The sequence below is a fragment of the Bradyrhizobium sp. 27S5 genome (assembly GCF_037217225.1).
GTDB lineage: Bacteria > Pseudomonadota > Alphaproteobacteria > Rhizobiales > Xanthobacteraceae > Bradyrhizobium > Bradyrhizobium septentrionale.
In genome coordinates, this window is sequence record NZ_CP147714.1 from 8,618,666 (window position 1) to 8,631,345 (window position 12,680).

The following is a 12,680-nucleotide window of genomic DNA, read 5'->3' on the forward strand; positions in this document are numbered from 1 at the left end:
GTCATGTTTCGGAGTGAATTCAACAGCTTATGGCGCCGATTGAGGCCAAAGGCAAGCCATGCAGCGGCGTCCTGCATGCCCAGCTATATTGGGCCGAATTGGGGTGAATCAAAGGGCAAACGACAGCTTTTCATGTGACTTGGAGCATCTTAGCATCCTGTTAAGAGCACACCGGGAGGGCGCGACATGGCCGGCCATAGCGAGCTGATCAGCACGGCGGAACTCGCCGACATCCTGACCCGACCGGATCTCCGCCTGTTCGACTGCACGACCTATCTGGAGCCGGCGCCCGCCGGCAGCGGCGTTCCCTATATTGTCGTCTCGGGCCGCCAGACGTTCGAGGCCGGCCACATCCCCGGCGCGAATTTCCTCGATTTGCAGGCCGAATTCTCCGATGCCCGTACCGAGCTGCGCTTCATGATGCCGCCGACAGCCCAGCTCGAGGCCGCGTTCGGCCGCCATGGCATCTCGGCCAACAGCCGCGTGGTGCTGTATTCGATCGGCACCGCGATGTGGGCGACGCGGTTCTGGTGGATGCTGCACTCGCTCGGCTTCGAGGGGGCCGCGGTGCTCGACGGCGGCATCGACAAATGGACCGCCGAGGGACGCGACATCGAGACCGGGCTCGCCGGCGGCTATCCGCCGGCCACGTTCTCGGCGCGGCCGAAGGACGGCATGTTCGTCGACAAGCATGACGTGCTCGCCGCGACCACGGAGAGCGACACCGTCATCGTCAACGCGCTCGGCCCGCAATTCTACAAGGGCCTGGAGCCGAGCCGCTACGGCAGGCCCGGCCGCATCCCCGGCAGCGTCAGCGTGCCGGCCGCAAGCTTGATCGATCCCAAGCACAAGACGTTCGTGCCGCTGACGGAGGCCGAAGCGACATTCGCCGCGCAGGGCATCAGCAAGGACAAGCGCGTCGTCGCCTATTGCGGCGGCGGCATCTCCGCGACCATCGACCTGTTCCAGCTGCATCGGCTCGGCTACGACAATCTCACGCTCTATGACGGCTCGATGGGCGAATGGGCGAAGGATGCGTCGCTGCCGATCGAGGTGGGGTAGTGGGGAAGCACAAGACTCTCTCCCACCGTCGTCCCGGCGAAGGCCGGGACAACACTGAGTTTGTTGCGCCACTTGTGAGTCACACAACTTGCTGAGTTGCCCGTCGGGTTGTTTTGTCGCAGGGCGCAGCGGGACTGCCCAGCAATCACGCTGACTTCTTGACGATCTCGAAGCCTCGGGCCGCCAATTCCTTCAGGATGTTCTTTGCCAGATGGGAGCACTCATCCGGCTTGATCCAGCAGGCACTCCGCCAATCCGGATCATCCTCCTTGGAATATGCGGTGAACGCGGACCGGATTCCGGCTTCGATTGCATCGGTGGCATCGACTGGCATAAGCGCGCCTCCACGGCATCCCTCGCATGGGAGACTTCACGTTAGTGGCGGCGTTGACGTAGATCAACACCGTCCGGACTGGCTACCCCTCGGCCTGGTGCCATTGCGCCTGAAGGCTGCAATTGCGCCCGTCGACAATAGAGAAACGTAAATCTTCACCGCTAGGCTGCCGCCGTCTGCCCGGAGATGGTCATGCATGCCACCGCGTCGATCGCCACCTGCTTCAGGAAATTCGCCGATTTCAGCGGCCGGGCGCCGCGCGCCGAGTTCTGGTGGTTCTTCGGCTTTTGCCTGCTGGTTCTGCTCGCGGCCCATCAGTTCGACAGCGCGATCTACGTCGCCATTGCGATGGCGCTGCCGCTGTTGGCGGTGACGGCCCGGCGCTTCCACGACAGCGGCCTGACCACTGGGCTCGCGGTGTTCTTCGCGGTCGCGCCGTTCGCGATCTTCTACTTCTTTGCCGCGATCCAGGATCGCGTCGAGGCCTGGTTCGGCGTTCACGTGCCGTATGGCCTGATCACCGCCATCCCGGCGACCTGCGCCTTTGCCTTCTCTGGCTTCTGTTTCCTCGCCGCGCTCGCAAGGCGAAGCCAGCCGACCGCTTCGACGGCACCATCGGGAGCCGTTCCGCCTGATGCGGCGGTGGTCGCGAGGCAAGAGGCGGAACGCAAGGTCTCCGGTTTTTCCAAAGCCGTCATGGCCGTATTCGCCATCCCGCCGGATGGCGGGACGCAGGCCGTCGCGGACAAGGCCGACCCTAGCGTCACCGCCGCCTGCGACATCGTCGTCGATCTCTGCGCGCGTTACGGACACGGCATCTCCTCGCCGCCTTTCGACGCGCTGTTGTCAGGGACCGGAGCGCGACTTGAAGCCGCCGGCTGGCGCGTCATGGCGGACGGCGGCCCCGCGATCGACCTGAACCGTCGGGCAAGCGTCAGCGTCGTGAGCAAGCACGCGGCCGACCTCCGCAAGCAGGCCGGACCAATCGACGTCGACAGCCTCCTGCAGCAGGAGGGAGCGCAGTTGCAGGCGACCGAAACGGCCACGCCGGAGCAGGATCGAACGGCGGCCTACTACACACTCCACGGAGCGGATGCGGATGCATTCATCGCGATCGAGAAGCAGTGCCAGGGCTACAACACCTATTTCAGGATACGCCTTGGCCTTGCCGAACGGCATGAGCGGGCGGCGATGGAGGCATTGCGCTCGTCGACGCTCTACCAGGCGTTCCGCCACGCGTTCTCCGATGGCCCGCCGACCTACCCGGCGTTCGGCCAGAGGATCATCAAGGGCTATCAGCCGATCCTGTACCGGGATGGGCTCGGCACTTCACTTGACGTCACCGATCTCGGCGCCGGCAGCGCGAAGATGCTGTCCGACCGCGGCCTGCATCACCCGGCCGTCTATGTCGGTTTCGAGATGCATGAGCGGATGATGTAGCGAGCTGCGGCATTAACCATCCGCGCCAGTTCCATGCCGGAACACCGTACTGATCCGGATTCCTGGCGAGCCAGGACGGTCGTAATACAATCTCTGCCGGCACGACGGTAATTTGCAGAGCATTTTTCACGTTTGGGTTTTTACAGGGCCTATTTCAACCGGCAGAAAAGGACCGTCCATGTGACGGTCCTTTTCGATTCAGCACCCCGTCGGCGCCCTACGGTATCTCGACTTCACGCCGGCACATTCGGGTCCGGCGTCACCTTCGGGTCGGGTTTGTTGACGAGATAGAGGCCGGCGATCACCAGCAGCGCGGCAACGCCGAACACCGGCGTCAGCGTGTCGTGCATGATGAAATAGGCCGCGACCACGCCGAACAGCGGCGTGATGAAGGTGAAGGCCGAGAGCTTGCTCGCGGAATAGGTCTTCACCATCGCAAACCAGATCACGAAGGTGCAGCCCACCACCCAGACGGCCTGATAGGCGAGCAGCGAGAGCGACAGCGCGCTTGGCATATGGTCGATGCGCTCGCCCGCGATCCAGGCGGCAAACCCGAGGATCGGAATCGAGATCGCGACCTGGTAGCCGAGCGCCTTTTCCGGCGCAGCCTGGCGCAGGCGCGTGCCCTTGGCGACCAGCGTGGTCGCGGCCCACAGCGCGCCGCCGCCGACCACCATGAGATCGCCGAGCAGCACCTTGGCGTCGACATTCGGTTGCGGCACGCCGATCGCGAGCGCGACGCCGGCAAAGCTCAGCGCAAGGCCGCTCCACTGCACGGTGGAGAGACGCTCGCCGAGGAACTGGTGCGAGCCGAGCGCGACGAAGAACGGCGCAGTGTAGAGAAACACCGAGGCTCGCGACGCCGAGGTGAAGACCAGCCCGGTGAAGATCAGCACGAATTCGCAGCCGAACATCAGCCCGGCGATCACGCCGGGCACCAGCGAGCCGTCGCGCTCGAAGAATCTGACGCCGCGCAGCCAGCCCACGATCAGCATCACCGGCAGCGCGCCTGAGGAGCGGATCATCGCCTGCAGCATCGGCGGCACATCGGGCAGCGCAAGCTTGACCGCGAGCTGGTTGAAGCCCCAGCTGACGCACAGCATCAGCATCACGGCGATGGCGCCGGGCGGCAGCCCATGGCCGACGCTGACGGGCCTCGTGACGTGGGCTGTGATCGCTTGGGTCGACATGTTTCCTCGCGGGCCGGCCTATCGGCCTGTTGTTATTCTATTGAGATGAGTGGCTCAGGCGCTCATCGTTGCCCCACCTCTCCCGCTTGCGGGGGAGGTCGCATCGCATCGTAGATGCGATGCGGGTGGGGGCTCTCTCAGCAAAACGACTCGCGGTAACACCCCCACCCCGGCCCTCCCCCGCAAGCGGGGGAGGGAGCAGAGCATCTTCGCGGCAATCGTTTGCCTCAATCGCATCCGCGCATCACGTCTTCTGGCAATGCGCGCAGGTGCCGGCGATCTCGACGACGGACAGTTTCGGGATGAAGCCCGAGGCCCGCGCCGCAGCCGTCAGGCTTTGCGCGACCGGTGCGGCCGGGATCTCGCCGACCGAGCCGCAATGGTCGCAGATCAGGAACGCCACCATCGAGGCCTCGTCATGGTCGTGCGCGCAGGCGAGGAAGGCGTTGCGGCTCTCGATGCGGTGCACGAGGCCGTTCTCCATCAGGAAGTCGAGCGCGCGGTAAACGGTAATCGGTGCCGGCCGCGGCATCGTCTTGGCCAGCTCGTCGATCACCTCATAGGCGCCGAGCGGGCGATGGCTCGACAGCAGCGCCTGCAGCACCTGACGCCGGATCGGGGTGAATTTCTGGCCGCGGCGCGCACACACCTGCTCGGCATGCGCCATCGCGTCCGCGGCGCAGCGGCCGTGGTCGTGATCGGGGGCAGGAAAGGTCGGCTTGGCGAGGCTCATACCGCCTGAAGATAGCATTCCAACCCGCGTTCCCAAAGCCCGCCGCTTTGCCGGCCCGCAGCCATGTGCGCAATGCGGGGCAGCCCCCCGTTAACCTGGCATGCAGAATTCATAAGCAAGCTTATTATATCCAAAGCTTATGGAGGCAGGATTTATGCGCGGTTCCGTGGATACGGACTTCTTGTTTACGCTCGGCGAGGTGTTCCGCCTGATCCGCGTCTATGCCGACAAGGAGGCCGCCCGCTACAGCATCACCCGCGCGCAATGGGCCGTGCTGTCCAAAGTGGAGCGCCAGGAAGGGCTGAAGCAGACCGAGCTCGCCGAGCTGCTCGAGATGCAGCCGATCACGCTGACGCGGCTGATCGACAAGCTCTGCGACAATGGCTGGATCGAGCGCCGCAGCGACGACAGCGACCGCCGCGTCAACCGCCTCTATCTCAAGAAGGCCGCCCGCCCGCTGCTCGGCAAGCTGGCCGGCCTGCGCTCCGAACTCACCGCGACCGCACTCGAGGGCATCAGCCCGGCCGACGCGCACCGCCTGCTCACTCAACTGGAATCGATCAAGGAAAACGTTCGCAATGCCATCCAAAGCCCAGCCGGCGAACCCTCCCGAAAGGAACAGCGCTATGGCTGAACCCGTGCTCAAGCTGGCACCCGAGCAGAAGAGCAATCCGAAAACGCCCGCGCCGTCGGGCAAGGCCAGCCGCGCGCCGCGCCGTCGCCTGATGGCGGGCCTGCGGCGCTATCGGCGGGTGCTGCTGCTGGTCGTGCTGCCGACCGTCGCCGCGATCGGCGGCATCGTGTTCTATCTCAATGGCGGCCGCTATGTCGGCACCGACGACGCCTATGTCGGCGCCCAGAAGGTGCTGATCACGCCGGAGATCTCCGGCAAGATCGACAAGATCGTCGTCAAGGAAGGCCAGCACGTCAGGAAGGGCGACGAGCTGTTCGAGATCGATCCGGTGCCGTTCCGCCTCGCGGTCGCGCAGGCCAAGGCCGCGCTCGACCAGACCAGGACCAGCTATGACAATCTGGTCGACAACATCAAGATCAACAGCAGGATGCTCGAATTCGCCCAGCAGAGCATCGAATTGAAGAAGAAGGACGTCGACCGCAAGTCGACGCTCGCCAAGCAGAATTTTGGCTCGCAGCTCGACCTCGACAACGCGGCGAATGCGCAAGTGACGGCCGAGAGCCTCGCGCAATACATCCGCCAGCAGATCTCCAACGCCAAGACGCAGCTGCTCGGCGATGTCGATTTGCCGATCGAGCAGTTCCCGCCCTACGCCCAGGCCAAGGCCAAGCTCGACGACGCCCAGCGCAATCTCGATCACACCGTGCTGCGCGCGCCGATGGACGGCGTCGCAACCCAGGTCGACCAGATCCAGCTCGGCCGCTTCGTCGCCGCCGGTGCGCCGGTGTTTTCCGTGATCGACGTCGACCATCCCTGGGTCGACGCCAACCCGAAGGAAAGCGACTTTACTTACGTGGCGGTCGGCCAGCCGGTCGAACTCGACGTCGACGCGTTCCCGAACCATCGGTTCAAGGGCAAGATCGGCTCGCTGTCGCCCGGCACCGGCGCGCAGTTCGCAATCCTGCCGCCGCAAAACGCCACCGGCAATTTCGTCAAGGTGGTGCAGCGCGTGCCGGTGCGGATCTATTTCGACGAGAACGATCCGTTCGTGAAGAAACTGAAGGCCGGCATGAGCGTCTACGCGACGATCGACACCAACCACCGCCGCACGCTGGCCGGCCTGCTCGGGCTGTCGCCGGCCTCGGCGCACCCGGACCACCAGGACTAACGATCGAATTGGGTTTTGGTCGAGTTGTCGACCGCAGAGACAGTGCGCCCCCTCTCCCGCTTGCGGGGGAGGGTCGGGGTGGGGGTTCTCTCCACGAGTCTCTCTGTGGAGAGAGCCTCCACCCGGCGCTACGCGCCGACCTCCCCCGCAAGCGGGAGAGGTGATTTCGATCGCTCGAACAGGACTGACCTGAATGAATGCACCGTCACCATCCGCCGTACCCGGCATGCGCCGGAACATGGTGACGATCTGCGCGATGACCGCGACGATCATGCAGGCGCTGGACACGACCATCGCCAACGTCGCGCTGCCCTATATGCAGGGTTCGCTGTCGGCCTCGCAGGACCAGATTAACTGGGTGCTGACCTCCTACATCGTCGCGGCCGCGATCATGACCGCGCCGGTGGGCTGGATCGCCAACCGCTTTGGCCGCAAGCGCATCTTCATCATCTGCTCGGCCGGCTTCACCTTCGCGTCTGTGCTGTGCGGCGTGGCACAGGACATCAACCAGATGGTGCTGTTCCGCCTGCTGCAGGGCGTGTTCGGTGCGGCGCTGGTGCCGCTGTCGCAGGCCGTGATGCTCGATTCCTACGCGCTGCATGAGCGCGCCAAAGCGATGTCGATCTGGGGCATGGGCGTGATGATGGGCCCGATCATGGGGCCATCATTGGGGGCCTGGCTGACCGAGACCTATTCCTGGCACTGGGTGTTCTTCGTCAATCTGCCGTTCGGCGCCTTCACGGTGCTCGGCCTTGCAATCTTCATGGACGAGACCAAGCAGGACCACAATCTGCGCTTCGACTGGTTCGGCTTTGGCGCGCTCGCGGTCGCGATCGGCGCGCTGCAGCTCGCGCTCGACCGCGGCGAGCAGCTCGGCTGGCTGGAGTCCAACGAGATCATGATCGAGTTCATCGTCGCGGCGGTCGGCTGCTACTTCTTCTTCGCCCATTCGTTGACCACCGACAGGCCGTTCATCCAGTTCGCGATCTTCAAGGACCGGAATTTTCTCGGCGGCGTCGTGTTCATGACGGTGATGGGCCTCGTGCTGTATTCGACCATGGCGCTGTCCTCGCCCTATCTGCAGAACGTGGTCGGCTATCCGATCATTACCGCCGGCCTGCTGCTGGCGACCCGCGGCGCCGGCACCTTCGTCGCGATGATGCTGGTCGGCCGCATGATGCGCTACATCGAGGCGCGCACGCTGATCATCTCCGGCCTGGCGCTGACCGCGGCCTCGCTGTTCCAGATGACCGGCTGGACCGACATGACCCAGGCGAACGAGATCATCATCGTCAGCGTGGTCCAGGGCTTTGGCTTCGGCCTCGTCTTCGTGCCGCTCTCGACGGTGGCGTTCCTGACCTTGCCGAACCATCTGCGCACCGACGGCACCTCGATGCTGACGCTGTTCCGCAACGTCGCGAGCTCGGTCGGCATCTCGATCGTGATCGCCCAGCTGACCGAGGGCGGGCGGCGGATCTACGCAAAACTCTCGGAGCAGATCAATCCGTTCAACCATGCGCTGCAGATGCCCGACATATCCGGCATGATGAACCTCAACACCGATACCGGCCGCGCGATGGCCGACAGGATGGTGGCCGCGCAGTCGCAGATCATCGCCTTTTCGCACGACTACCAGCTGGTGATGCTGTTCATCCTGGTCTCGATCCCGCTCGCGATGATGATCGGCTCGACCAAGGCCGCGCTGCGCGCGCAATCGGCGCCATCGGACCATGCCGCGGTGATGGAGTAGCTTCAGCGACTCTGCGTCCAATAGCGCCTTAAACGCTTTATCGGTGTCATCGCCCGCGCAGGCGGGCGATCCAGTACGCCGCGGCTTATCTGCTCAAGCACTGCAGCCTCTGGAATACTGGGTCGCCCGGTCAAGCCGGGCGATGACAGTGTGGACCGCGACACCCTCCGAAAGCGCAAGGCCCCGCGCCCGCAATCGCGTTGACTTTCCGACCTCGCCTCCCAATACTCCCTGGAAAACAAGCAATACCCGTCACGTCGATGACGGCTTCAGGGGAGGACGCGATGCCGACTTCACGCAGGACGCTGCTGAAGACTTCAGCGGCTGCCGCCGCTGCTTTCAGCTTCGATTGGACACGGGCGCAGGCGCAGGCCGAAACGGTGCGGATCGGCGTGATCTACGACCTGACCGGCCCGTTCGCCGCCGGCGGCTCGGTCGCCTCCTCGATCGGCACCCAGATTGCCATCGATCTCGTCAACGAGAAGGGCGGCGTCGGCGGCAAGTACAAGATCGCGCCGGTCAATGTCGATTCCCAGAGCAAGCCCGATGTGGCGATCAACGAGGCCAATCGGCTGATCGACCAGGAGAAGGTCGACATCCTCAACGGCGTGTTCGCGAGCTCGCACGCGGTGCCGCTCGCCGCCAAGGTCGAGCAGCAGAAGCGCATCCTCTGGATCACCACCGCGGTCTCCACCGCCGTGTTCAAGGACAAGAACCTGCAATATGTGTTCCGCGCGCAGATCCATTCCGACCAATACGGCCAGGCCTTTGGCGGCTTCCTCGCCGAGCACGCCAAGGCCAAGCTCGGCATGGACCCGAAGGACGTCAAGGTCGCGCTGATCCATGAGGACGGCCCCTATGGCGTCGGCGTCGCCGCCGCCGACGAAACGTTCGCGAAGGAAGCCGGGCTCCAGGTCGTGCTCAAGGAAGGCTATTCGGCCTCGGCGCCCGACCTCTCGGTGCTGGTGACCAAACTGAAGCGCGCCAAGGCCGACATCATCTCGCATGCCGGCTACAACCCCGACATCACGCTGTTCCTGCGCCAGGCGCGCGAGAGCGGGCTGAAATTCAAGATGCTATTCGGCGCCGGCGCCGGCTACAGCCAGCTCGACAAGCTGCGCACGGCGTTCGGCGCCGACATCGACAATTTCTGCAACATCGACCCCGTTCCGGCGCAGCTGCTCGATCCGGCCAAGCTGGCGCCGGGGGTCGGCGACCTCACCAAGACCATGGTTGCGCGCTATCGCGAGAAGACCAGCGCCACCGAAGTGCCGCCGCACTGCTCGATGGGTTTTAACCAGACCTGGGTGCTGCTCAACAATGTGCTGCCGGTCGCCAAGGAGAAATATGGCGGCTTCGATCCCGAGGCGATCCGCAAGGCGGCGCTCGACGTCGACATCCCGCCGGGCGGCACCATCCAGGGCTATGGCGTGAAATTCTATCCGCCGGGCACGCCGATGTCCGGCCAGAACGAGCGCTCGACCCCGGTCGTGATGCAGAACGCCGGTGAGCGCATCACCGTGGTGTGGCCGACCAATATCAGGACGCAGGACCCGGTGTTTCCGCTGCCGAAGGGATCGGTGTACGGGGCGTAAGGGGTCGATTGTTTACCGCGGCTTGTTGGGAACACCCCCGTCATCCTGAGGTGCGAGCCTCTTCGGCGAGCCTCGAAGGATGCACGGCCCCACTCTGGCCGATTCATCCTTCGAGGCTCGCCCAGCGGCGCAAGTGCGCCGCAAGGCTCGCACCTCAGGATGACGGGGCTGGCACAGGGATCAGTGAAACGAAGGCAATCACGCTGCCGCCCCCGCGCCCGACCAGTCGCAATGCACGTATCTACAACACCACCCGCCTGCCCTCGTCCGCCGCCCAGTAGCCGGCGTAGTTCACCTTCGTCGTCTCATACGCCAGCGCCAGGTCGGCGAGCGGTTGCCGGCCGGTTGAGACGCATTCCATGAAATCCTGGATCTCCTGCAGATAGCCGCGGGTCCATTCCTCCTCGAGGCAAACATATTGCCAGCCGGTTTTGCGATCGACCTTCTCGGTGATGTAGACCGAGGCGAGCTTCTCCTCTGACGTCTGGTAGCTCGTCAGATGGGTGTTCGGCGTGATGTTGGCGAACAATGAGCCGCCCGAGGTATAGGTCTCAATCAGGTTGCGTACGCCGCCCATGATCATGTCGCCGGAAAACACCGTGGCCTTGGTGCCGTCGGAGAAGGTCGCGGTCAGCGTGCCCCAATCCTCGACGTCGACCGGATTGACCTTGATGAAGGCGCGCTCCTCGGGCTTGAGGCCGGCCGTGACATTGCCGACGTCGCAAGTAACGCTGGCAACATTGATGATCTCGCCGCGGGCTTTCGCCTCGACCTGCTTGAGATAGAGCACCGCCGACAGCGGATGGCAGCCCATCCGGATCAGCGAGCCGCCGCCGGTCATCGCCCACTCTGCAGCGTGCGCGGCATGCGAGCCGGAATGGCTCTCCTCGCCCTTCATGAAGAGGATCTTGTCGCCTGTGGCGCGGATGATCTCCGCGGTCTTGGTCACCGCCGGCGCGTAGATCCAGTCTTCGGCATACATAAAGAGTTTTCCGCTGCGCTCGATCGCGGCGCGGGTCTTTTCCATCTCCTCCATCACGCGCTGATACATCAGCGCCTTCGGCACGTGCCTGCCGATCGGCGCCTTGTCGCCGGGCTGTCCGAAATAGCCGCTGAACGGCTTTTCGCAGATCACGTGCTTGCCTCGCTGCATCGCCTCCACGATCATCGCGGTATGCAGGTTCGGCGGCGTGCAGATGTCGATGACGTCAAGCTCGCGATCGGCAACCAGCTCGGCAAAGCTGCGATAGGCGTTCGGGATTCCGTGCTTGCGGGCGAACTCATTGACATGATCGCCGCGCGCCGCGACCGCCCTCACCTCGATATCGACGCCGTAGACGCGCCGATACGCATACATATGCAGCTCCGACACAAAGCCGCAGCCGGCCAGACCGATCCTGATTTTTGTCATTCAATGTCTCCGCCCTTCAGGCGGATGCAGAGTAGCGCGCAGCCATCACGGCGTCGAATGCATTTGCCATCGCGCCATGCGGCGGCGTCAATCCCGTGAATAGCTTGAACGCATCCACCGATGCGTTGATCGCGAGATCGCGTCCGGTCAGCACGTTTGCGCCTTTGGCCTTTGCCGCCGTCAGCAGCGGCGTCCATAGCGGCGTGTAGACCACGTCGGCGACCCACATCGAGGGACGCAGCAGCGCATCCGGCACCGGCGTGTCGCGGCTCGGCAGCATGCCGACCGGCGTTGCGTTGACGAGACCTGCGGCGCCGTCCACCACGGCCGCGACACTGGCGGCGCGAACCGCATGATCCGCCAACTGGGCCGCAAGCTGCGCGGCCTTGGCGGCATCGGCATCGAAGATACGAAGCTCGGTAACGCCGAGGCCGGCGAGCGCAAACGCGATCGCCTTGCCGACGCCACCGGCGCCAATCAGCGCGATCGGGCCGCGCGGCGCGAGAGCGAGCAGCGGTTCGATCGCGCGCGCAAAGCCTGTTGCGTCCGTGTTATGCCCGACGAGCCGCGCGCCATCGACGACGATGGTGTTGACCGCGCCGATCGCGCGTGCATCCGGCGCGAGGTCATCGAGCAGTTCGACGACCGCTTCCTTGTAGGGAAAGGTGACGTTGACGCCGGCAAAGCCGAGCCGCCTGATACCCCCCAACATCGCGCGCAGATCGTCGCGCCCGGCGCCCTTGACCTCGATCAGCTGGTAGTGACAACGAGCGCCGAGCGCTGCGGCCGCCTGCTCGTGCATCGCAGGCGCCGCCGAATGCGCGATCGGATATCCGATCAGGCCGGTCAGGAAACGGTCGCGCATTGTCCCTCACGTCAGTCGCGCTCAGCTCATGCGGTCGAGCCGAGCATAGCTGTCTTCCATGCCGCGCTCCATGCCGGTCGCGAGCATCGCCGCACGCGTCTCCGCATCCGGCAGCGTCATCCGCAAGGTCATGAGGGTGCCAGTGCCGTCCGGCGCGAACGTGGTCTCGACATGATTGTCCGGCGTCGGATCCGGCAGATGCATGCGCCCGACATGCACGATGCGGCTGAACGGTTCGAGCGCGAGATATTCGCCGGTCTGATGGAAGCCGCGGCCCTTGCCGTCGGTCCATTCGAATCGGATCTTGCCGCCAGGCCGGAGCTCGCTGATGCAGACCGGCATGGTCCAGCCGTCCGGACCGAGCAGCCATTTTTGCAGCAGCTCCGGCTCGGTGTGCGCGCGGTACACCGCCTCGGGCGGCGCAACGAAGCGCCTGGTGACGACGACATGGCGGTCGCCTTCGGTCTTCAGCGTCAGCTTGCTCGTCAACTCGCTCAT

Annotated in this window: 12 protein-coding genes; 6 read left to right on the top strand and 6 right to left on the bottom strand. The window is 64.5% G+C overall.

Translation table 11 applies throughout. The features are described 5' to 3' along the window. The first annotated feature begins 186 nt into the window (after nucleotides 1-186). On the top strand, nucleotides 187-1,062 hold the full coding sequence (locus tag WDM24_RS40475) for a sulfurtransferase (protein WP_338829672.1): 876 nt from the start codon (nucleotides 187-189) through the stop codon (nucleotides 1,060-1,062). A 145-nt stretch (nucleotides 1,063-1,207) separates the two neighbouring features. On the opposite strand, the gene WDM24_RS40480 is transcribed toward WDM24_RS40475, so the two are convergent. Beyond that, nucleotides 1,208-1,396, bottom strand: coding sequence for a hypothetical protein (locus WDM24_RS40480; RefSeq protein WP_029079527.1), 189 nt, complete (start codon nucleotides 1,394-1,396; stop codon nucleotides 1,208-1,210). Between the two features lie 192 nt (nucleotides 1,397-1,588). Between WDM24_RS40480 and WDM24_RS40485 the strand changes: the two genes are divergently transcribed. Beyond that, nucleotides 1,589-2,836: a DUF805 domain-containing protein gene (locus WDM24_RS40485; protein ID WP_338829673.1), complete on the top strand. Its 1,248-nt coding sequence runs from the start codon at nucleotides 1,589-1,591 to the stop codon at nucleotides 2,834-2,836. Between the two features lie 233 nt (nucleotides 2,837-3,069). On the opposite strand, the gene WDM24_RS40490 is transcribed toward WDM24_RS40485, so the two are convergent. After that, entirely contained in the window at nucleotides 3,070-3,945 is an 876-nt protein-coding gene (locus WDM24_RS40490) for a DMT family transporter (protein ID WP_414645793.1), read from the bottom strand. A 325-nt stretch (nucleotides 3,946-4,270) separates the two neighbouring features. Continuing rightward, entirely contained in the window at nucleotides 4,271-4,759 is a 489-nt protein-coding gene (locus WDM24_RS40495) for a Fur family transcriptional regulator (protein WP_165126866.1), read from the bottom strand. Between the two features lie 154 nt (nucleotides 4,760-4,913). Between WDM24_RS40495 and WDM24_RS40500 the strand changes: the two genes are divergently transcribed. The 4 genes from WDM24_RS40500 to WDM24_RS40515 all read left to right on the top strand — a co-directional run bounded on the left by WDM24_RS40500 (nucleotide 4,914) and on the right by WDM24_RS40515 (nucleotide 9,906). After that, a complete protein-coding gene (locus tag WDM24_RS40500) occupies nucleotides 4,914-5,393 on the top strand; it encodes a MarR family winged helix-turn-helix transcriptional regulator (protein ID WP_156928453.1) in 480 nt (159 codons plus the stop codon). After that, the gene (locus WDM24_RS40505; protein ID WP_338829675.1) at nucleotides 5,338-6,561 is read left to right on the top strand and encodes an HlyD family secretion protein; all 1,224 of its coding nucleotides are present in this window, start codon (nucleotides 5,338-5,340) and stop codon (nucleotides 6,559-6,561) included. Before WDM24_RS40500 ends, WDM24_RS40505 begins: the two co-directional genes overlap by 56 nt. A 193-nt stretch (nucleotides 6,562-6,754) precedes the next feature. Then, a complete protein-coding gene (locus tag WDM24_RS40510; RefSeq protein ID WP_338829676.1) occupies nucleotides 6,755-8,311 on the top strand; it encodes an MDR family MFS transporter in 1,557 nt (518 codons plus the stop codon). Nucleotides 8,312-8,595: 284 nt separating this feature from the next. Continuing rightward, nucleotides 8,596-9,906: an ABC transporter substrate-binding protein gene (locus WDM24_RS40515; protein ID WP_338829677.1), complete on the top strand. Its 1,311-nt coding sequence runs from the start codon at nucleotides 8,596-8,598 to the stop codon at nucleotides 9,904-9,906. A gap of 241 nt (nucleotides 9,907-10,147) precedes the next feature. Here WDM24_RS40515 and WDM24_RS40520 read toward each other — a convergent pair whose 3' ends face one another. Genes WDM24_RS40520 through WDM24_RS40530 form a run of 3 tightly spaced genes read right to left on the bottom strand, consistent with a single transcriptional unit; the run spans nucleotide 10,148 to nucleotide 12,680 of the window. Beyond that, a complete protein-coding gene (locus WDM24_RS40520) occupies nucleotides 10,148-11,317 on the bottom strand; it encodes a Gfo/Idh/MocA family oxidoreductase (protein WP_338829678.1) in 1,170 nt (389 codons plus the stop codon). Nucleotides 11,318-11,333: 16 nt separating this feature from the next. Then, the gene (locus WDM24_RS40525) at nucleotides 11,334-12,182 is read right to left on the bottom strand and encodes a shikimate dehydrogenase (protein ID WP_338829679.1); all 849 of its coding nucleotides are present in this window, start codon (nucleotides 12,180-12,182) and stop codon (nucleotides 11,334-11,336) included. Nucleotides 12,183-12,203: 21 nt separating this feature from the next. Beyond that, complete coding sequence (locus WDM24_RS40530; protein ID WP_338694540.1) at nucleotides 12,204-12,680, bottom strand: SRPBCC domain-containing protein; 477 nt, start codon at nucleotides 12,678-12,680, stop codon at nucleotides 12,204-12,206.